Annotated in this window: 20 protein-coding genes; 8 read left to right on the plus strand and 12 right to left on the minus strand. The window is 67.2% G+C overall.

Annotated features, from left to right (window positions below):
• Positions 1-84 precede the first annotated feature (84 nt).
• Complete coding sequence (locus P2T60_RS06570; RefSeq protein ID WP_276281753.1) at positions 85-378, minus strand: ubiquitin-like small modifier protein 1; 294 nt, start codon at positions 376-378, stop codon at positions 85-87.
• Between the two features lie 86 nt (positions 379-464).
• On the opposite strand from P2T60_RS06570, the gene P2T60_RS06575 reads away from it, so the two are divergent.
• Positions 465-779 (plus strand): hypothetical protein, encoded by a 315-nt coding sequence (locus tag P2T60_RS06575; RefSeq protein ID WP_276281754.1) that lies wholly within the window; start codon positions 465-467, stop codon positions 777-779.
• Positions 780-1,030: 251 nt separating this feature from the next.
• Here P2T60_RS06575 and P2T60_RS06580 read toward each other — a convergent pair whose 3' ends face one another.
• A complete protein-coding gene (locus tag P2T60_RS06580; protein WP_276281755.1) occupies positions 1,031-1,999 on the minus strand; it encodes a transcription initiation factor IIB in 969 nt (322 codons plus the stop codon).
• Positions 2,000-2,287: 288 nt separating this feature from the next.
• Between P2T60_RS06580 and gatC the strand changes: the two genes are divergently transcribed.
• The 4 genes from gatC (at position 2,288) to P2T60_RS06600 (ending at position 6,291) form a co-directional block, all read left to right on the plus strand.
• The gene (gene gatC, locus P2T60_RS06585) at positions 2,288-2,566 is read left to right on the plus strand and encodes an Asp-tRNA(Asn)/Glu-tRNA(Gln) amidotransferase subunit GatC (protein ID WP_276281756.1); all 279 of its coding nucleotides are present in this window, start codon (positions 2,288-2,290) and stop codon (positions 2,564-2,566) included.
• Between the two features lie 24 nt (positions 2,567-2,590).
• Positions 2,591-3,868: an Asp-tRNA(Asn)/Glu-tRNA(Gln) amidotransferase subunit GatA gene (gene gatA / locus P2T60_RS06590; protein ID WP_276281757.1), complete on the plus strand. Its 1,278-nt coding sequence runs from the start codon at positions 2,591-2,593 to the stop codon at positions 3,866-3,868.
• 231 nt (positions 3,869-4,099) lie between these two features.
• Positions 4,100-5,533, plus strand: coding sequence for an APC family permease (locus P2T60_RS06595; RefSeq protein WP_276281758.1), 1,434 nt, complete (start codon positions 4,100-4,102; stop codon positions 5,531-5,533).
• Positions 5,530-6,291 carry a universal stress protein gene (locus tag P2T60_RS06600; RefSeq protein WP_276281759.1) on the plus strand — a complete coding sequence of 254 codons (762 nt, stop codon included), beginning with the start codon at positions 5,530-5,532 and terminating at the stop codon, positions 6,289-6,291. Before P2T60_RS06595 ends, P2T60_RS06600 begins: the two co-directional genes overlap by 4 nt.
• 33 nt (positions 6,292-6,324) lie before the next feature.
• Here the strand turns inward: P2T60_RS06600 and P2T60_RS06605 are convergent, their stop codons facing one another.
• The 10 genes from P2T60_RS06605 to P2T60_RS06650 form a co-directional block, all read right to left on the minus strand.
• A complete protein-coding gene (locus tag P2T60_RS06605) occupies positions 6,325-6,459 on the minus strand; it encodes a DUF7503 family protein (RefSeq protein WP_276281760.1) in 135 nt (44 codons plus the stop codon).
• A gap of 145 nt (positions 6,460-6,604) precedes the next feature.
• Positions 6,605-6,949, minus strand: coding sequence for a helix-turn-helix transcriptional regulator (locus P2T60_RS06610; RefSeq protein ID WP_276281761.1), 345 nt, complete (start codon positions 6,947-6,949; stop codon positions 6,605-6,607).
• Between the two features lie 25 nt (positions 6,950-6,974).
• Positions 6,975-7,685: an NRDE family protein gene (locus tag P2T60_RS06615; RefSeq protein WP_276281762.1), complete on the minus strand. Its 711-nt coding sequence runs from the start codon at positions 7,683-7,685 to the stop codon at positions 6,975-6,977.
• A 480-nt stretch (positions 7,686-8,165) separates the two neighbouring features.
• A complete protein-coding gene (gene menE, locus P2T60_RS06620) occupies positions 8,166-9,743 on the minus strand; it encodes an o-succinylbenzoate--CoA ligase (protein ID WP_276281763.1) in 1,578 nt (525 codons plus the stop codon).
• Positions 9,736-10,779 carry an o-succinylbenzoate synthase gene (menC, locus tag P2T60_RS06625; protein ID WP_276281764.1) on the minus strand — a complete coding sequence of 348 codons (1,044 nt, stop codon included), beginning with the start codon at positions 10,777-10,779 and terminating at the stop codon, positions 9,736-9,738. Before menC ends, menE begins: the two co-directional genes overlap by 8 nt.
• A 2-nt stretch (positions 10,780-10,781) precedes the next feature.
• Positions 10,782-11,723, minus strand: coding sequence for a 1,4-dihydroxy-2-naphthoate polyprenyltransferase (locus tag P2T60_RS06630; RefSeq protein WP_276281765.1), 942 nt, complete (start codon positions 11,721-11,723; stop codon positions 10,782-10,784).
• Positions 11,724-11,872: 149 nt separating this feature from the next.
• Positions 11,873-12,910 (minus strand): NAD(P)/FAD-dependent oxidoreductase, encoded by a 1,038-nt coding sequence (locus P2T60_RS06635; RefSeq protein WP_276281766.1) that lies wholly within the window; start codon positions 12,908-12,910, stop codon positions 11,873-11,875.
• Positions 12,911-13,099: 189 nt separating this feature from the next.
• A complete protein-coding gene (locus P2T60_RS06640) occupies positions 13,100-13,378 on the minus strand; it encodes a UPF0058 family protein (protein ID WP_128478264.1) in 279 nt (92 codons plus the stop codon).
• A 69-nt stretch (positions 13,379-13,447) separates the two neighbouring features.
• Positions 13,448-13,666, minus strand: coding sequence for a ribbon-helix-helix domain-containing protein (locus tag P2T60_RS06645; protein WP_115865556.1), 219 nt, complete (start codon positions 13,664-13,666; stop codon positions 13,448-13,450).
• Positions 13,667-13,863: 197 nt separating this feature from the next.
• Positions 13,864-14,151, minus strand: coding sequence for a hypothetical protein (locus P2T60_RS06650; protein ID WP_276281767.1), 288 nt, complete (start codon positions 14,149-14,151; stop codon positions 13,864-13,866).
• 196 nt (positions 14,152-14,347) lie between these two features.
• Between P2T60_RS06650 and P2T60_RS06655 the strand changes: the two genes are divergently transcribed.
• The 3 genes from P2T60_RS06655 to menD all read left to right on the plus strand — a co-directional run bounded on the left by P2T60_RS06655 (position 14,348) and on the right by menD (position 18,734).
• Entirely contained in the window at positions 14,348-14,944 is a 597-nt protein-coding gene (locus P2T60_RS06655; RefSeq protein WP_276281768.1) for a sulfite oxidase-like oxidoreductase, read from the plus strand.
• 596 nt (positions 14,945-15,540) lie between these two features.
• Complete coding sequence (locus P2T60_RS06660) at positions 15,541-16,878, plus strand: isochorismate synthase (protein ID WP_276281769.1); 1,338 nt, start codon at positions 15,541-15,543, stop codon at positions 16,876-16,878.
• Positions 16,875-18,734, plus strand: a complete 1,860-nt coding sequence (menD, locus tag P2T60_RS06665) for a 2-succinyl-5-enolpyruvyl-6-hydroxy-3-cyclohexene-1-carboxylic-acid synthase (RefSeq protein WP_276281770.1) — start codon at positions 16,875-16,877, stop codon at positions 18,732-18,734. The genes P2T60_RS06660 and menD overlap by 4 nt, the downstream gene beginning before the upstream one ends.
• Positions 18,735-18,745 lie beyond the last annotated feature (11 nt).

Here is an 18,745-nt window from a genome sequence, read left to right on the forward strand (position 1 = left end):
CGGACGGCCGCACCACGCACGAGCGCGTGGTCCCGACGCACGAGCGCGTGGTCCCGACGCACGAGCGCGTGGTCCCCCGTCGGGCTACCCGCCGTGAATCGGCGTCACGAAACTCACCTCGTCGCCGTCTTCGAGGCGGGTGTCGGCGTCGGCACTCTCCCGGCCGTTCTTGAGCGCACGGACGCCGTGGCGGAGTTCTCCGGACTCGTCCAGTATCTCGCCGTCGAGGTCCGGGTACTCCTCGGCGGCGTCGGCCAGCGCGTCCCCGAGGGTCGCGCTGGCCGGGAGTTCGCGGGTGAGAGACTTCCGGCCCACCGCCTCGCGGAACGTGGCGTAGAACGTGAGTTCGACGGTCAGGGTCTCGCTCGGCGTCGTCATTCGTGGTCGCGGGTTGTCGCTCGGATGGATTAAGTGATGGTTCTCGGCTTCGGGGGGTCGTCGGAGTCAGCGTCTCGACCGTTGCTGTGGCTGTTGTCGTCTCTGCGGTCTTTGTCGTTGTCGTTGTGATTTTTGTCGTCGGTACGGTCGTCGTCTCTGCTGTTTTCGTCGGCATCGTCTCTGCTGTTCGTGCGGTCGTCGGCGTCGTCGGAGTCGTTCCTGTCGTCGCTGGTCTCGTCGCGGAGGGGATTCAGAAATACTCGCTCCGCAACAGCACTGCAACCGCGACCACAGTCACTGCGAGGAAGAACGCCCAGAAAGCCCCCGCCCGCTCGCGGTCGCTCCGCGGGATATTCTCGCTCGCTTCGCTCGCTCGAATAGTGGCCCGCGGAGGCGACTAAACTGCACGCGAGCGGGCGGCCCCTTTATCCACCCCTGTCGGTTGGTCGGCCGAGCGCGTTCCGATGGGTTGGTCGGCCGAGCGCGCCTGCTTTCGGACAACTACACGTTTTCTTAGCATGGGTTTATATTTCTTAAACAAACAATTTTATACTTCTACTCGGTCGAGAAGAAGACGAACACCCCTCGAAGCGCGGAGCCGAAGCTACTCGACGTGCGACTCGAACCGGACCGCTCGCCGTAAAACAGTTATCTAGGGCGCGATGGCGTCTTCTTTCGCTTCGAGCAGTTCGTGATAGCGGTTGCGAATCGTGACCTCGCTGATGTCGGATACGTCGCTGACCTCGCTCTGGGTCACTTTCTCGTTGCTGAGCAGTGCGGCGGCGTAGACGGCGGCGGCCGCGAGACCCACCGGCGACTTCCCGCTGTGGATGCCCTTCTCCGTCGCGGTGTCGAGCAGGTCACGGGCGCGGCGCTCTACCTCGTCGCTGACCCCGAGGTCCGAGACGAACCGCGGGACGTAGCTCTTGGGGTCGGCGGGCTGAATCTGGAGGTTCAGCTCCCGGACGACGTAGCGGTACGTCCGGGCGATTTCGTCCTTTTCTACGCGCGAGACGTTGGTAATCTCGTCCAGACTCCGCGGCGTGCCCGCTTTGCGGGCCGCCGCGTAGAGCGCGCTGGTTGCGACCCCTTCGATGGACCGGCCCGGCAGGAGGTCCTCGTCGAGCGCCCGCCGATAGATGACCGAAGCGGTCTCTCGAACGTTGTCCGGCAGGCCGAGTGCGGAGGCCATGCGGTCGATTTCGCCGAGCGCCTGCTTGAGGTTGCGCTCCTTGGAGTCGCGGGTGCGGAACCGCTCGTTCCACTTGCGCAGGCGTTGCATCTTCTCGCGCTGGCGTGACCCCAGCGAGTTGCCGTAGGCGTCCTTGTCCTGCCAGCCGATGTTGGTCGAGAGACCCTTGTCGTGCATCGTGTTCGTCGTCGGCGCGCCGACCCGACTCTTCTGGTCTTTCTCCTTGGCGTCGAACGCCCGCCACTCCGGACCGGGGTCGATTTGGTCCTCGTCCACGACGAGACCGCACTCACCGCACACCGTCTCACCGCGTTCGTCGTCGGAGACGAGCTTCCCGCTACACTCCGGACAGCGGTTCTGCTCGCGTTCGTGGTCAATCTCTTCGGTGGCTCGCTCGTCGGTTCGATTTCGGGTGCGTGTTTCGGTCATGTTGGAAGTTAAATGGGACAGCCATCGGTAGATGCGCCGGTACTCCACAGACGGGACGGCTGGACGACGGGATTCAGAAGACGTTCCCTAGTTGTAGCCGTTCGTACTTAAAGACTGTGGCAACGACCGGTTCTTCCGATTTCGCGTCCGGCGCGTATCGGCGGTTCTCGGGCCTTCACTCTCGTGTCTCCGAGTTTTCTTCCGCCCCCTCGATTCACCAATCTTTAATACTTGGTTCGAGGGGTCGGTATCGAAACCCTTACCGACGCGCCACGGGTTGTGACGAACATGAGCGATACGTCTCCCGGTCCCGAGGAGGTCCGTCACGTCGCCGACCTCGCGCGCGTCGGACTCGACGACGAGGAGGTCGAGCGGTTCACCGACCAGTTCGCGGACATCCTCGACTACTTCGAGACGCTGGACGAGGTACCCGAGGTCGAACGCGAGACAGAACTCGTGAACGTCATGCGCGAGGACGAAGCCCGCGAGTGCCTGAGTCAGGACGAGGCGCTGGCGAACGCCCCCGAGACCGAAGACGGCTACTTCAAGGGACCGAACGTCTCGTAACCACCGACTACCAGTCTACTAACCATGAGCGCAGACCACAACATCTTCATCACCGAGGAGACCATCGAAGGCGAGTCCGACGGTCCCCTCGCCGACAGCACCGTCGCGGTCAAGGACAACATCAGCACCGAGGGCGTCCGGACGACCTGCGCCTCCGAGATGCTGGCCGACTACGTGCCCCCCTACGACGCAACCGTCGTCCGCCGACTCAAGGAGGCGGGCGCGACCATCGTCGGCAAGGCCAACATGGACGAGTTCGGCATGGGTTCGACCACCGAAACTTCGGCGTTCGGCGCGGCAGAGAACCCGGTCGCACCGGGCCGCGTCCCCGGCGGGTCCTCGGGGGGAAGCGCCGCCGCCGTCGCCGCGGGCGAGGCCGACCTCGCGCTCGGGAGCGACACCGGCGGGTCCATCCGGAACCCGGCCGCCTTCTGCGGCGTCGTCGGCATCAAGCCCACCTACGGACTCGTCTCGCGCTACGGACTCGTCGCCTACGCCAACAGCCTCGAACAAATCGGTCCGCTCGCGCCCACCGTCGAAGAGGCCGCCGCGCTTCTGGACGTAATCAGCGGCCCGGACGGAAACGACGCGACGACCCGCGAGGAGGGCGAGGATTCGGACTACGCCAGCGCCGCGACGGGCGACGTTGAGGGCACTACCATCGGCGTCCCCACCGAACTCGTGGAGGGGGCGGACGAGGGCGTCAAAGACCGATTCGAGGAGACGCTGGACGACCTCCGAGCGCAGGGCGCGACCGTCGAAGAAGTCTCGCTCCCCTCGGTCGAACACGCGGTGGAAGCCTACTACGTCATCGCCATGTCCGAGGCGTCCTCGAACCTCGCGCGCTTCGACGGCGTGCGCTACGGCCACTCCGGAGGCTTCGACGGCAACTGGAACGAGACGTTCTCGAAGGCCCGCGAGGAAGGCTTCGGCGAGGAGGTCAAACGGCGCATCCTGCTGGGCACCTACGCGCTCTCGGCGGGGTACCACGACAAGTACTACAAGCAGGCCCAAGACGCCCGAGCGTGGGTCAAGCAGGACTTCGACGAGGCCTTCGAGTCGGTGGACGTGCTTGCGAGTCCGACGATGCCGACCCCGCCGTTCGAGGTCGGCGACAGTCTGGACGACCCCCTCCAGATGTACCTCGCGGACGCCAACACGGTCCCGGTGAACCTCGCGGACCTGCCCGCGATTTCGGTGCCCGCGGGCGAGACCGACGGGCTTCCGGTCGGGATTCAGTTCATCGGTCCCGCGTTCGGTGAGGAGGAGATTATCCGGGTCGGGAGCGCGGTGGAGAACTGAGTCTGTCGGGACCGAAGGGCAACTTGTTATATAAAAAGTGTTGTAGTGGGTTCCGACCAAACGGGGCCGTTCGCTTAAGGCGTTCGTGATGTCACGAGGTGGCATATCTGAAATCCCGTTGCTACTTTCGCATAATTTTTGTTGCTGAAAAGCTGTTTCAGTCTACTCGACGCCAGCAACTATCCGGTCTTCCGGCCACAGAAATTAGTCGGTCGGCGTCGGAGAGACCGTATGACCGATAGCGAGACCGCAGAATCCTCCCCACCGCCGAACCCCGAGAAGGAAGGCGTTCACCCCGAAGAAGGCGAGACGACGCCCGAAGCAACGGTCCACGAGGGCGGCGTGGAACTGGAGCGCACCATCGGTCTCGGCGGGGGAATCGCCATCGGCGTCGGGACGATGGTCGGCGCGGGCATCTTCGTCTTCCCCGGTCTCGCGGCCGGAGAGGCCGGTCCCGCGGCGGCGCTCTCCTTTGCCATCGGCGCGGCAATCGCGTTGCTCGTGGCCCTGCCGACCGCGGAGTTGGCGACGGCGATGCCCCGGAGCGGCGGGGGCTACTACTTCGTCTCGCGGGCGATGGGGACCGCGTTCGGGGCCGTCGTGGGCCTGAGCATCTGGCTCGGACTCGTGTTCGCCTCGGCGTTCTACCTCGTCGGGTTCGGCCAGTACGCGGTGGCCGCGCTGGTCGAGGTGGGGGTTCCGGTCGGCGGCGTCGGTCCGGTCACGCCGCTGGCGCTGGCGTTCGGCGTCCTGTTGACCGCCATCAGCGTCACCGGGACCGAGAACGCCGCCAAGTTCCAGAATGCGGTGGTCGGCCTGCTGGTCGTCGTCCTCGTCGGCTTCCTGACCTACGGCACCTTCGACGCGCTCGGCGTGTTCGGCCGCGAGACGGCACCCGAGACGTTCCTGCCGTTCGGCCCGTTCCCGGTGGTGACGACGGCGGCGCTGGTGTTCACGTCGTACCTCGGGTTCGCGCAAGTGGCGACCGTCGCTGGCGAAATCAAAGACCCCTCACGGAACCTTCCGTTGGCGATGGTCGGGTCGGTCCTCGCCGTCGGGACGCTCTACGTCGTGACTATCTTCGTGGCGACGAGCGCACTCGGGAGCGCGCAACTCTCGGCGTTCGGCGAGACGGCCATCGTCGCGGTTGCCCGCGACCTGCTCGGGGCCGGGGGTGCCGTCGCCATCCTCGTGGCGGGACTGCTCGCCACGGTGTCTAGCGCGAACGCCTCGATTCTGAGTTCGTCGCGCGCCCTCTACGCCCTGAGTCGGGACGCGCTGGTCCCCCGGCGCGCGAGCGAGGTCAACCTCCGGTGGGGGACCCCGCACGTCGCGCTGTTGCTGGCTGGCGGGCCGGTTCTCCTGCTCGTGGCGGTCGGCCGGGTCGAGGTGCTGGCGGAAGTCGCGTCGTTCCTCCACCTCGTGATGTACGGGTTGATGTGCGTGGCGCTGGTCCGACTCCGACGGTCGGACCCCGACTGGTACGACCCGTCGTTTACCGTGCCGGGCTACCCTCTCGTCCCGGTTCTCGGCGCGGTGGCGAGTTTCGGACTGGTCGCGTTCATGCAACCGCTCTCGCAGGTCGTCGGCGTCAGTATCATGGTCGGCGCGGGCGTATGGTACCGCCTGTACGCGGCAGACGTGCGACTCCGAGGTGCCTTATGAACGTCCCCGACGAACCCAAGGTGCTGGTCCCGCTCGCGGTCCTCGACGGCGAGAGCCTCGCGCCCGCGCTCGTGGCGGCGCTCTCGACGGTTCCGGTCGAACTGGTCGGCTACCACGCCCTGCCCGAGCAGACGCCGCCGGGACAGGCCCGGATGCAGTTCGAAGAACGGATGGAACAGGAACTGGCCGACCTCGTGGCGGCCTTCGAGGAAGTCGGCGGTACCGTCGAGACCCGCATCGTGTTCACCCACGAACCCGAGCAGACGTTCGAGCGAGTCGCCGTCGAGGAGTCCTGCGACGCCGTTCTGCTGAACAACCCCGCACCGGTGGTCGAGGACGTGCTGGTTCCGCTCCGGGGCGAGGTCAACGTCGAGCGCGTCGTCGCGCTCGTCGCCCGACTCCTCGAAGCGACCGACGCGACCGCGACCCTCTACCACGTCGCCGACGCCGAGGACGAGCGAGCGGCGGGACGGGCGCTCATCGACGCCGCAGTCGAGTCGCTGGTCGCCGCCGGGGTCCCGCGGGCGCGCCTGACCGAGCAAATCGTCGTCTCCGAGACGCCCGTGAAGACGCTCGCCGAGGCCGCGAGCGAAACCGACCTCGTGGTGATGGGCGAGAGCAAGCCGTCGATTCAGGAGCGGTTCTTCGGCGAGGTGTCCGAGCAGGTCTCGACCCAATCGGTGACGCCCGCGCTGGTGGTGCGGCGACTGCCAGCGGTGGAGGCGGCGGACGATGGAGACGGCGGAAAAACGGAGTAATCGACTGCGGGGCGTGAGTCGGCGGACGGCGACTTACGGTCCGGCCTTGCCGCCGCCGCCGACCGCGAGGACGTTCCCGACGTTCATCAGCAGAATGGATGCAGTGAACAGTGCGCCGACCAGACGAGGCCGTTCGCTGAGGGCTTCGATTGCTTGGTTTCGGGACATGCACTTGGGGCGTCAGACCGACTCGATAAATGTTTTCTGTCCGAACCCAATCGTTCGACTCTGCCGAAGGGACCGACGATTCGGTCGTCGCTGTCGGCACTCGACCACAAAAACGCCAAGAACCGCTAAGAAGAACCGCCGAACCTCACTCGCTGTACGCGAGGTTCATAATCCACTGCGAGAAGGCGTCGCTCTCGGCGTCCACTTCCTCCTCGCCGATGAACGGCGAGAGCATGTCGCCCGCCATCAGAAGCGAGAAATCGAGGTCACGGGCCGCGGGCGTGATGAGGTAGGTGTTGTGTCCCTCGTAGATGGTCTCCTCGCGCTGGACGAGTCCCTTCTCGAACAGCGATTCCACGATGCGACTGCCCTTCCGGGAGTCCACGTCCAACTCCTTCCAGAAGTCGCTCTGGTGGATACCGCCGGACTCCCGGACGAGTTCCAGCCCCGCGCGTTCCGCGTCGGTGAGGTCCTCCTCGGATACTGCCATACCCCAACCACGGACCCCGAGCGGTTTAAAACTGACCGTCCTCGTCGGGCGCGGCGACGACCTCGTAGTCGGTCTCGCAGGGCGTGCCGTCGGCGAACCAGTAACGGCCGTCGCCCGACTCCTCGACGGCGACCAGCGATGACGACCGGGTGCCGTACCCCTCGCCGTGGACGCAGGTCTCCAAGTCGTGGTCGCGGAGGACGCCGGTCACGCCGTCGAACCACGTCTCGACTGTCATCTCGCCGTCGGGTCGGGCCGCCTCGCGAACGCGGGCGGACTTGGCGGCCTCGCCGTTGTAGCCCTCGTTGACCACGACGTGGACGCCGGGGTCGAAGTGGGTCGAGCGAAGCACGCCGTCCCACTCCAGCAGTTCGGCTTCCTCGGCGTCGGCGACGACGAGGTTGAACCCGGCGTACTCGCGGTCGGCGAGTTCGTTCCGGACGAACGAAATCGCGTCGTTCGCCGACTCCCGCGCCAGCGCGTCGCGCACCAGCAGGCCGCGCGAACGCTCGCCCGCGAGGTCCGACCGCCGATTCGTCACGCCGACGAACAGGCCCGCGTCGTTGTAGCCTATCCACGTTCCTCCGGCCTCTTCGTCCTGCGGCGCGACGACGGTCGGGTCCCGGTCGAGGACTCTCGGCGGCCGCGAGGGTCGGCCGAGCGCTTCGTCGCGGTTAGCGGCGGCGGCTATCGGCGTCCCGTCGAACACCTGCCACGCGAGGATGAGGGTACACACGTCCGAGATTACGCGCTTGTCGGGCTAAAATGTCGCGGGCGCGGTCGATTCTGTCGGTGGTCGTGAGTGGGTCGTGTGAGGTGTTCGTCTGGGTTTCGAACGGAGAAATAAAATCATTTTCTTAGGAAATGTATTTATTTTTCTAACATTCAGATGTGTTTGCCTCTCGACCGGCGCGCGCCGGCGCGACCGCGAAGCGTGTCGCGCCGACCGCGCGAGGGACGACTGAACGACCGAAGGGAGTGAAGGAGTCGGTTGGGGAGGACGTGGCCCGCGGTTGCGGTGCGGGTGCGGTTTGATAGGAGTCGGCAGTAGCTAGCTTCTCCGAACTGGAGTCGTCACGACGGCACACGGAAACAGCATCACGACGGCAGAAAGCTAGCTTCAGGCTCGAACCGATGAGGACCGCATCGCACGACACCGCAACCCAACTGACACCCTTGCGTCACCAGAACACGAAAAACACCTACTTCAGCTCGTCTACCTTCCGTTTCCGCAATCCACGCCCCGAAGCCGTTCCCGAACTGCCTCGCGCTCTACCGTCCCCGAGGCAGTCCGCGGGAGTGCGTCGGCGAACCCGACCGTCCGGGGTCGCTTGTACCCCGCGAGTCGGTCCCGGCAGTGGGCCGTCACGTCGTCCGCGGAGAGGTCCGCACCGCCCGCCGGAACCACCAGCGCCGCGACTCGCTCGCCCCACTCGTCGTCGTCCAGTCCCACGACGGCGGCGTCGCGAACGTCGGGATGGTCCCGAAGCACCTCGACCACCTCGCCGGGGTGGACGTTCTCGCCGCCGGTGACGATGCGGTCCTCGCGGCGGTTCAGCACCCACACCCGACCCGCCTCGTCGCGGTAGCCCACGTCGCCGGTGTGGAAGCCGTACTCGCCGAAAGCGTCGGACGTGGCCGCCGAATCTCCGTAGTAACCCCGCGTGACCGTCGGCCCGGAGACGACGAGTTCGCCCGCCTCGCCCGCCGGAAGCGGGTCGCCGCCGTCGCCGACCACGGTCAGGTCGGTCCAGAGCAGTGGCCGCCCGACGGTCCCGCGGTGGGCGAACGCCTCGCGGGACCGGGCCGTGGCGATTTGGGAGGCGGTTTCGGTCATGCCGTAGGTCGGGTGGACCGGCACGCCGCGGTCCTCGCACCGCGCGAGCAGTTCCTCCGAGGCGGGCGCGCCGCCCAACAGGACGAACCGGAGCGAGTCGGCCAGCGAACCTCGGGCGTCCAGCATCCGGCGGAGCATCGTCGGCACCAGCGAGACGCCCGTCGCCTCGTACTCGGCGATGGCGTCCGCCGCGTCCGCGGCGTCGAAGCCCTCTCGGAGGACCACCGTGGACCCGTAGAGCGCCGACCGGAGGACCACGGACAACCCGCCCATGTGGTACATCGACAGGCAGAGCAACCACCTGTCGTCGGGCGTCACGCCGAGTCGGAACGCAGACGCCACGGCGCTCGACAGGAAGTTGCCCGTCGCCAACTCGACGGCCTTCGGGTCGCCCGTGGTCCCGGAGGTGAACAGCATCGCTTGGGCGTCCGCCCACGACCACGACGCCGGGTCGAAGTCGGCGGGAGTTCGCTCCGCGAGCGCGGCGACCCCCTCGGTCTCCGGCGAATCGACCGACGCGACGGGGACCGCGGTCCCCGTCGCGGACGCGGTGGCGTCCGCAGTCGCCACCGCGTCCGCCTCGGTCGCTCGCTCGCAGACGACCAGATGCAGGTCCGCGACTTCTGCCTGCCGCGCCAACTCCGGCCGGGCGAGTCTGGCGTTCAGCGGGACCAGAACCGCGCCGAGGCGCATCGCGGCGTGGACCAGTCGGACGAACGCGACCCGCGTCTCCATCAGCACGCCGAGGTGGTCGCCCGCCCCGACGCCGAGGGCGGCGAGTCGGCCCGCGGTCCCCTCGACCGCCGCGTCCAACTCGGCGTAGGTCCACCGTCGTCCGTCGGTCTGCTCACCGTCGTCCGCCTCGACGAGCGCCGTCGCCTCTGGAGAGACCCGAGCGCGGTGGGCCAACCAGTCGCGGGTCGGCGCGGCAGTTCCCGCGCCGCTCCCGTCAGTCATCGTACCTCCACGTGTCCGCGGTGCCGTTGCCCTCGCCCTGCGGGACGATTGCCCGGCCGTCGGCGACCGGCGCGATGTCCGGACCGAGGTCCGTCGCCAGTAACTTGGCCGTCGCCAGTCCGCACGCCGGAACCTCCGGAATCGCCGCCGCGACGTGGACCGCGGCGGTCCGGGCCACCGCGCCGTCGATGGTGGTCGTCACGACCGGCGCAATCCCCTCCACGAGGGCGCGCTCGGCGATTTCGACCGCCCGCCGGGGACCGCCAAGCGCCATCGGCTTCAGGACGACCGCCTCGGGATTCGCGTCGAGGGCGTCCGCGAATCCGACCTCGGCGAGCGTCTCGTCCAGCGCGACCGGCCCGGAGAGCGCCGCCAACCCCGCGATGTCGGTCGCTGGCAGTGGTTGCTCGACGTAGGCGAGTCGGTCGCCCGCGGCGTCGAAAAACTGCTGGGCCTGCTGGCGGGTCCACGCGGCGTTGGCGTCGGCCCGGAGTTCGACTTCGGGGAGCGCCTCGCTCACGGCCTCGACTCGCTCGATGTCGGCCGACAGCGGACGCGCGCCGACCTTCAGCTTCAGGCACTCGAATCCGGCGTCGGCCGCGCACTCGGCCTCGGCGACCGTCTCGTCCGCTGGCGCGTCACCCACCGTCGCGTTGACCGGCACGCTCTCGACGCGCGTCTCCGAACCGAGAAATCGGTAGAGCGGGACGCCCTCGCGCGAGGCGCGCAGGTCCGCGAGCGCGAGGTCGAGCGCGTGGCGCGCGGCCGGGGTCGAATCGAGGTCGGCCAGCAGGTCGGCGACGACGGACTGGGGGTCGTCGGCCCGCTCGATTGCCGTGGTCGCGTCGGCGAGGACCGACTCGCACTCGTCGTAGTGTTCGGTCCACCCCGGAAGCGGCGCGGCCTCGCCGACGCCGACCGCGCCCTCCTCGGTCTCCAGTCTGACCAGCACGCCGTCGCGGCGCTCGATGGTCCCTCGCGCCGTGTCGAGGGGGTCGGCAAGCGGGAGCGAGAAGGGGCGGAGTTCGGCGTGCATGATTAGGCGAGCAACCCGAGGGCGAACAGCACCGAGTGGCCCGCGAGCAGTTTTCCGGTTCGCTCCAGCGCGGGGTTCAGCGCCTCGCCGGAGGTGTCGGTCAGCATCGTCCGCCCGATGGAGGCGGCGTAGGGAAGCGTGAGCAGGGGCAAGAGGACCGCCGGGGAGAACCCTCGCGCGAGCCAGAACCAGACCGGCACGGCGTACGAGAGCGCCAGCAGGCCGACGAACTCGGCGCGACTGGCCGTGTACCCGACGAGGACCGCGAGGGTCTTCTTGCCCGCCTCGCGGTCAGTTTCGAGGTCCCGGACGTTGTTGACGACGAGGATGTCCGTGGAGATGGCCGCGACCGGAAGACTGGCGACGAACGCCGCGAACGTCACCGTCCCCTCGGGAATCCCCGTCGGGAAGGCCCCGGACAACACGCTGGCCGCCTGCACGTAGAAGGTGCCCGTGACCGCGACGACGCCGAAGAAGACGAAGACGAACAGGTCGCCGAGTCCGTGCGACCCGAGGGGGTAGGGACCCCCGGCGTAGGCGATGCCCGAGACGACGCTGGCGAGTCCGATGACGAGGATTGGCAGGCCACCGACCCAGACCAGATAGACCCCGACCAGTATCGCCAGCGCGAAGGTGGCGTACATCGCGCGCTTGACCTCGTTCGGCGGGATGAGACCCGACTGGGTGACGCGGGTGAACCCCTCGCGCTCGTCGGTGTCGACGCCCTTCACGGCGTCGTAGTAGTCGTTGGCGAAGTTGGTGCCGATTTGGATGAGGGCCGCGCCGAGGAAGGCCGCCAGCGCCGGGAGCGGCGCGAACAGACCCTCGTGAACGGCGAGACCGACCCCGACGACGACCGGCGCGGCGGCCGCCGGGAGCGTGTGGGGCCGGGCGGCCATCAGCCACGCCTCGCGTCGTGAGTGTTCGGTAGCCATGTCGCTCATTAGTGGACGGTTACGACGAGCGAACAATAGCACCTACGGTTTTCGACGGGCCGGAGGCTGGCGGATAGAAACTCCCCGGAGAACCGCACCTCGCTCGTATCTACTCCTTGTCGCGGGAATCACTTAAAGCCGGAGCGCGTCCGGGCGCGTCAGTCGTCGCCCGACGCCCGGAACTCGCGGGCCGCCTCGCGCAACTTCTCGGAGATTCCCGGCACCTCGTCGGGCGACACGTCGCCCTCGGTCTGGATTTCCTCGACGGACTTCGGAAACTCCCGGAGTCCGTAGTGGATGTCGATGCCCGCGTTCGCGCCCTCGCCCATCGCCACCGGAATCTGGTTGTGGCCGGGCGTGAGGTCGCCGACGGCGTAGACTCCGGCGACGCTGGTCTCGCCAGCGTCGCCGACCGCCACGGTGCCGTCGTCGTTTCGCTCGCACCCGAGTCGGTCAGCGAGTTCGGCGTTGTAGTTCGACCCGTACATCGGAAAGCCGCCGCGATACTTCCGGAACTGGCCGTCCTCGAACTCAAACCCGGCCAGCCACCCGTCGTCGTCTTTCTCCATCCCGACGATTCCCGCGTCCACGATTTCGACGGGGTGGGCGCGCAACTGGCGGTCGGTCTCGTCGCTCCACTCGTGGTCGCCCCCGCGGGTCAACAGGTCCACCTCGTCGGTGAAGTTGAGCATAATCATCGCGACGTGCGCGGCCGACTCGCCGGTCCCCATCACGTACACCGGTTCGTCCACGAACAGGTAGGCGTCGCAGTGGAGACACCAGTGGAGGCCCCGACCGGTCGGCGGCAGAGGGGGGTCGGGTCGCTCGTCGGTGAATCCGGTCGCAAGCACCACGCGCTCTGCGAGGAAATCGGGTACGTCACCGTCGCTCTCGTCCCCGGTCGAGAGGCGGAAACGACCGTCGTCGGTGCGCTCGGCCGACGACACGAATTCCCTGAGGTAGTCGGCCCCGTAGTGTCGAATCTGCTCGCGGGCGGTCCGGAGAAGTTCGTTTCCGGACACGTCTTCGGTGACGCCGATGACGTTGTGAGTCTCGGTCATCATGGCGGCCCGACCACCGCCGCGATTGACGACCACGGTGTCGTGACCCAACCGCGTCGTGTACAGCGCAGTCGTGAGACCGGCCGGTCCGCCCCCGACCACGGCCACCTCGTACTCCCGAACGTTGTCGGTCATCGTTCCGAGTTCGTCCCTGAGAGGCTTAAATCGGCGGGCGAAGGAAGCTGGAACGCCGAGAGGCGTACCCCGAGGTGGTCCCGGTCCGGTACGTAAACCTTCGGACGAGCGGACGGAGAAGAATCCGAGAAGAGTAGCGAGTAAAGGAGTGCAGTGCGCCTCGTGGCGGCGGTCGAAGAGCGTCGGCGCTCAGATTTTCGACTCGGCGTCGTCGGCGAGTTCCTGCATGCGCTTGCCGATGCGCCCCGCCTCGCTGAACTCGTCGTCGCTCATCGCGGTGGCGAGGGCGTTCCCGAGGACGAAGACGGCGTGCTTGTGTTCGCTCTTGGACTTGTGGACGTGCGAGGGGTCCACGTCGAGTTCCTCGTAGGGGTCGAACAGGCCGTCGGTCACGCGCTCTTGGTCTTGGAAGTACTCCATGATGAGTACCATCTCCTCGTGGAGTTCGAGAAGTTCGTCCTTGTGCATGTCCGTGGATAAGGAAGTATCTGATTTAAGGGTTTCTGAGAACGCTTCGCACGCTCCGAGAAGAGATGGTTAGAAGACGTACTCGTCCTCGTGGCCCATCATACCTTCGTCTTCGAGGCCGGGTTCGCGGTCATCGTCGTCCATCGGTCCACTCGTCTTGTAGGCCTTGAGACCCGTCGAGAGGAGGTCCTCGATGGCTTCCTCGCGGTTGACGAACTCGCCCTGTTCTACCATCTGGGCGATCTGCATTTCGAGATGTTCCGGAATAGTTATCTCTACCTTCGGCATTGGAACATTGGTGGCTTCGGGAGGGGTGTTCTTAAGTCTGACGGGGACGAGAACGGGTCACGACGAACCATTTCGGTCGTAAGTGAAAGAAAGGTTGAGGGTATCGAAACGTATGCTCCATATTCCCGAATATATGTTGCTCTATTCGATACTCAACCGTGGATTAGGAAAACCGAAAAATGGCGTCAGTCGCGGTTTCAGCGGTTGCCGAGCATCTGCTCGATGGAGTTGATGATGCGGTTCGGACCGAGCGCCGTGACCGCTTTCTCGATTCGCTTCTGGTTGTAGTAACTGGCGAAGGCCAGAATCGTCGGCGGCCAGAGACCGATGAACAGACCCTGCATCCGGTTACCTCGCACGAAGAACTGGTGGAGTGCGAGTAGCGTCGAAGTCGCCGCCGCGAGGACCGTCACGTCGGTCGCGGTCTCCTCGGCGGTCTGTACGGTCTGGTCCTGACCAGCCGTGCGTCGTTCTTTTGTTGCCATGCGGACTACGTTTTGGGACAGGCGGGCCTTTGTTATTGAGTCGATACTGCCGAACAGCACTGGCAACTCGAAATAGGTCGGGCCTATACTGTAGAAACGTCGCGTTGGATTGGCGCGTTGCGGTCTCTGCGTCGGGGTCGGCTCTCGTCCGTACGTAGTCGATACATCTACCTGCGTCCGACGCCCAGTGGCCCACATGAGCGTCACGGACGTAACCGACCTCCACGAGGAGTTCGACGGCGAACGTCTCCCGCCGGGTCAGCGAAAGACGAGCAAGTTTCCGGTCCTCTCGAAGGGCGGAACGCCCGACTGGGACCCCGAGACGTGGGAGTTCACGGTCACGGGCGCAGTCGAAGAGGAACTGTCGTTTTCGTGGGACGAGTTTTGCGACCTGCCGACCGAGACGCAGAGTCAGGACTTCCACTGCGTGACCGGGTGGAGCAAGTTCGACTGCGAGTTCACGGGCGTCACGTTCCCGGCCCTCGCGGAGATGGCCGGTGTTCACGACGACGCGGTTCACGTCATGTTCTCGGCGATGGACGACTACACGACGAACCTACCGCTCGACGACTGCATGCGCGAGGAAGTCCTGTTCACCTACGAGTTCGACGGCGACCGACTGCCGCGCGAACACGGCGGTCCGCTCCGAGTCGTCACGCCCCACAAGTACGCCTACAAGGGCGCGAAGTGGGTGAACCGCGTCGAGTTCCTGACCGAACCCGAGCGAGGGTACTGGGAGAAACGCGGGTACTCGAACTCCGCGAACCCGTGGAACGAAGAGCGGTACAGCTAGAAACGGGGGATTCTCTTTCGTCGGAATAGACTGGTAGAGCGGGCTTTGAGAAATATTTTCCTTTCTATTAGAAATATATAGGGTTCTTAAAGGGTTGTTCGTATTGTTCTCTCTCGGTGGTCGTCGCGTTTCGACCTCCCGCTCGCTACACGTCGTCTGAAACGGGAGTGAGACCGCAGAAACCCCGATGAAGAAGGTCTCGAAAGCCCCCGCCCGCTCGCGGTCGCTCAGTGACATCTCTCCGGTTCGCTTCGCTCACCTTCGAGAGGGGTCACTGAGACGACCACGGCCTTCGGCCGCGAGCGGGCGGCCCCTTTATCCACCCGACGGCAGGTGGTCGGCCGGGCGCGTCGTGTGGTCTGGTCGGCCGGACGCGTCCCGTGGTTTGGTCGGCCGGGCGCGTCGTGTGGTCTGGTCGGCCGAGTGCGGGTATCGTCGCTCCCTCGCTCCCTCCGGTCGCTCGGTCGCCGTCCGTTTCGCTCGTTCGTCGCTTCGCTCTCGCACGCGCAGAGAAACATAGTTATTTGTCGCCGGAACCGAACCCCTCACGAGCGATTCAGTTAGACTAAAGGCTCCCGCCTCCTGAGTTCGACTGAATGGAGTCTCCGCCCCGCGACGGACAGGTGTCGGCCGAACCGACCGGCTCCGCCCTCGTGAGCCGGGCTTGCGAGCTATCGGACTGCGACCCCCGACCGTTTCTCGCCGGGCGGGACGCACCCCGGACGTACTGGACCAGTCCCTACGGCCCGGAGTTCGCAGGCGGCGGCACCGCCGCCCGCGTCACGGCCAGTGGAACCGACCGGTTCGAGGAGGTCCGCGAGGACGCAGACGACCTCTTCGCCGAACTCGACTACAACGGACCCGACCGAGCGCGCCCCCGACTCTTCGGCGGGTTCTCGTTCCACGAGGACCACGACCCGTCCCCGCCGTGGCAGGGGTTCGGGGCCGCCGAGTTCGTCCTGCCGCGAACCCAGTTGACCCGCGCGAACGGCGAGACGTGGCTGACGGTCTCGGACCGCGACACGACCCCGGAGGCGGTCGAGCGCGAACTCGCCGAGGTCCGCGAGACGCTGACCGACGCGCCCGAGGGGACGAACTCCGACCCGCCGGGCGTCGTCGCCGCCGAACCCACCACGACCCGCGAGGAGTGGGCCGCGCAGGTCAGCGCCGCCGTCTCCCGCATCGAGGCGGGCGACCTGCGGAAGGTCACGCTGGCCCAAGCCCTCGCGGTCGAACTCGCCGACGAGGTGTCGGTGCCCGCGGCGCTGGCACGCCTCGGCGAGTCGTACCCCGACTGCTTCCGGTTCTGCTTCGAACCGACGACCGAAGGCGCGTTCTTCGGCGCGACCCCCGAGCGACTGGCGACTCTCCGGGGCCGAACCGTCGAGACCGACGCCCTCGCGGGGTCGGTCGGCCGCGGCGACACCCCCGAAGAGGACGCCGAACTCGAAGCTAGCATCGAGAACAGCGAGAAGATGGCCCACGAACACGGTCTCGTGGTCGAGACCATCCGCGACCAGTTGTCGCCGGTCTCGGGCGAGGTCCGAGTCGCCGACCGCCGGGTCCGAAAGCTGGCGACCATCCAGCACCTCTGGACCCCCATCGAGGCCGACCTGACCGACAGCGACCACGTTCTCTCCATCGTGGAGGCGCTCCACCCGACCCCTGCTGTCGGCGGTCTCCCGCCCGCGAAAGCCCTCACGACCATCCGCGAGACCGAGACGTTCGACCGCGGGTGGTACGCCGCTCCCGTCGGGTGGTTCGACGCGGAGGGCGACGGCACCTTCGCGGTCGGCATCCGGTCGGCCGTGACCGACGGCGACTCGGCGACCCTCTTCGCCGGAAACGGCATCGTCGGCGACAGCGACCCCGACGAGGAGTACGAGGAGGTCCAACTGAAGTACCGGCCGATTCTGGACGAACTCGAACGATGAGCGACCGCGACGACTCGACCGACGCCCCGAACCGAAACACGCTCTGGGCGCGAACGCTCGTCGCGGAACTCGCCGCCGCCGGAATCGACGCCGCGTGTCTCGCGCCCGGCAGTCGCTCGACGCCCCTGACCGTCGCGTTCGCTCGCCACCCCGACATCGAGGTGTTCTCGCATCTGGACGAGCGGTCGGCGGCCTTCTTCGCGCTCGGCCGGGCCAAGCGAACCGGGAAACCGACGCCGCTGGTCTGCACCTCGGGCACTGCCGCCGCGAACTTCCACCCGGCGGTCATCGAAGCGAATCAGGCCCGCGTCCCGATGCTGGTCCTGACCGCCGACCGCCCGCCGGAACTCCGGGACTCGGGCGCGAACCAGACCATCGACCAGCAGAAGCTCTACGGCGACGCCGTGCGGTGGTACGCCGACCTGCCCGAACCCGAACCCGAGACCCGAAAGCTCCGGTCCCTGCGGACGACGGCGGCCCGCGCAGTTGCCGAATCGACCGCCGTCCCGCCGGGTCCGGTCCATCTCAACGTCCCGTTCCGCAAGCCCCTCGAACCGGTCGAAGTCCCCGGCGACGTGCCCGAGGACTTCGCTGACGAGGCACCCCTCGCGGCCGAAGGTCGGGCAGGGAGCGACGGGAATCGGCCGTTCGTCCGGACCGCGCGGGGCCACCCGGAGTTGGCCGGGACCGACCTCCGGGAGGTCCGGCGAGCAGTCGAGGCGGCCGACCGGGGTCTGCTCGTCGTCGGTCCCGCGGACGCGCCCGCGACCGACTCCGGTCTCCCCGCGCCGGACCGCGATGCGCTCGCCGAACTCGCCGAGGCGACCGGGTTCCCGATTCTGGCCGACACGCTCTCTGGACACCGGTTCGGCCACGACGCCGCCCTCCTTGCGAGCGGCGAGCGACCGGTCGCCGACGGCGACCGGTCGCGGGCGCTCGTCGCGGGCGGGTACGACGGCTACCTCGGCGCGGTCGGCGACTCGTGGCCCGACCCCGAGGTGGTCGTGCGGTTCGGTGCCTCGCCCACCTCGAAGGTCCTCCGGCAGTATCTGGAGGCCGCCGACGCCCGCCAGTTCCTCGTGGACCCCGCGGGCGGGTGGCGCGAGGCGACCTTTACGGCCACCGACCTGCTCGCGGCCGACCCGACGCGACTCGCCCGGAGACTGGCCGAAGCGGTCGGTTCGGAGGGTGACGAGGCGTGGCGCGACCGATTCGCGGACGCCGAGCGCGACTACTGGTCGCTGGTGGCCGACGCCCGCGACGAGCGACTCTTCGAGGGCGGCGTCCTCTCTGCGGTGGCCCAATACGCGCCCGACCCGGCCACCGTGATGGTCTCGAACAGCATGCCGGTCCGAGATTTGGACCGGTTCGGCCAACCCCGACCGGCCGACCTCTCGGTCCTCGGGAACCGGGGCGCGAGCGGTATCGACGGCATCACCAGCACCGGACTCGGCGCGGGAAGTGCGACCGACGACCCCCTCGTCGTCGTCACGGGCGACTTGGCGTACTACCACGACCTGAACGGCTTGCTCGCAATCGCGCGGTGCGGGGTGGACGCGACCATCGTGGAAATCAACAACGACGGCGGCGGCATCTTCCACATGCTCCCCATCGAGGACTTCGACCCACCCTTTACCGAGCAGTTCCGGACGCCCCACGGTCTGGACTTCGAGGCGACGGGCGACCTCTACGACCTCGATTTCGAACGCGTCGAAACGCTCGGCGCGTTCCGGTCGGCGTTCCGCGAGTCGGTCGGGAGCGGGGGAACCCGAGTAATCGAGGTCACGACCGACGCCGAGGCGAGCCATCGGTTCCGCGAGACGCTGGAGGCGCGGGTCGCCGACCGCCTTCCCTGAATCCCACGACG

Origin of the sequence: Halorussus caseinilyticus (assembly GCF_029338395.1) — an archaeon.
In the GTDB taxonomy this organism is placed as follows: Archaea; Halobacteriota; Halobacteria; order Halobacteriales; family Haladaptataceae; genus Halorussus; species Halorussus caseinilyticus.

Coding starts and splice junctions, on each gene's coding strand:
- P2T60_RS06570 (WP_276281753.1), bottom strand. CDS start 378: ATGACGACGCCGAGCGAGACCCTGACCGTCGAACTCACGTTCTACGCC.
- P2T60_RS06580 (WP_276281755.1), bottom strand. CDS start 1,999: ATGACCGAAACACGCACCCGAAATCGAACCGACGAGCGAGCCACCGAA.
- gatC (WP_276281756.1), top strand. CDS start 2,288: ATGAGCGATACGTCTCCCGGTCCCGAGGAGGTCCGTCACGTCGCCGAC.
- gatA (WP_276281757.1), top strand. CDS start 2,591: ATGAGCGCAGACCACAACATCTTCATCACCGAGGAGACCATCGAAGGC.
- P2T60_RS06595 (WP_276281758.1), top strand. CDS start 4,100: ATGACCGATAGCGAGACCGCAGAATCCTCCCCACCGCCGAACCCCGAG.
- P2T60_RS06600 (WP_276281759.1), top strand. CDS start 5,530: ATGAACGTCCCCGACGAACCCAAGGTGCTGGTCCCGCTCGCGGTCCTC.
- P2T60_RS06605 (WP_276281760.1), bottom strand. CDS start 6,459: ATGTCCCGAAACCAAGCAATCGAAGCCCTCAGCGAACGGCCTCGTCTG.
- P2T60_RS06610 (WP_276281761.1), bottom strand. CDS start 6,949: ATGGCAGTATCCGAGGAGGACCTCACCGACGCGGAACGCGCGGGGCTG.
- menE (WP_276281763.1), bottom strand. CDS start 9,743: ATGACTGACGGGAGCGGCGCGGGAACTGCCGCGCCGACCCGCGACTGG.
- menC (WP_276281764.1), bottom strand. CDS start 10,779: ATGCACGCCGAACTCCGCCCCTTCTCGCTCCCGCTTGCCGACCCCCTC.
- P2T60_RS06630 (WP_276281765.1), bottom strand. CDS start 11,723: ATGAGCGACATGGCTACCGAACACTCACGACGCGAGGCGTGGCTGATG.
- P2T60_RS06635 (WP_276281766.1), bottom strand. CDS start 12,910: ATGACCGACAACGTTCGGGAGTACGAGGTGGCCGTGGTCGGGGGCGGA.
- P2T60_RS06640 (WP_128478264.1), bottom strand. CDS start 13,378: ATGCACAAGGACGAACTTCTCGAACTCCACGAGGAGATGGTACTCATC.
- P2T60_RS06645 (WP_115865556.1), bottom strand. CDS start 13,666: ATGCCGAAGGTAGAGATAACTATTCCGGAACATCTCGAAATGCAGATC.
- P2T60_RS06650 (WP_276281767.1), bottom strand. CDS start 14,151: ATGGCAACAAAAGAACGACGCACGGCTGGTCAGGACCAGACCGTACAG.
- P2T60_RS06655 (WP_276281768.1), top strand. CDS start 14,348: ATGAGCGTCACGGACGTAACCGACCTCCACGAGGAGTTCGACGGCGAA.
- P2T60_RS06660 (WP_276281769.1), top strand. CDS start 15,541: ATGGAGTCTCCGCCCCGCGACGGACAGGTGTCGGCCGAACCGACCGGC.
- menD (WP_276281770.1), top strand. CDS start 16,875: ATGAGCGACCGCGACGACTCGACCGACGCCCCGAACCGAAACACGCTC.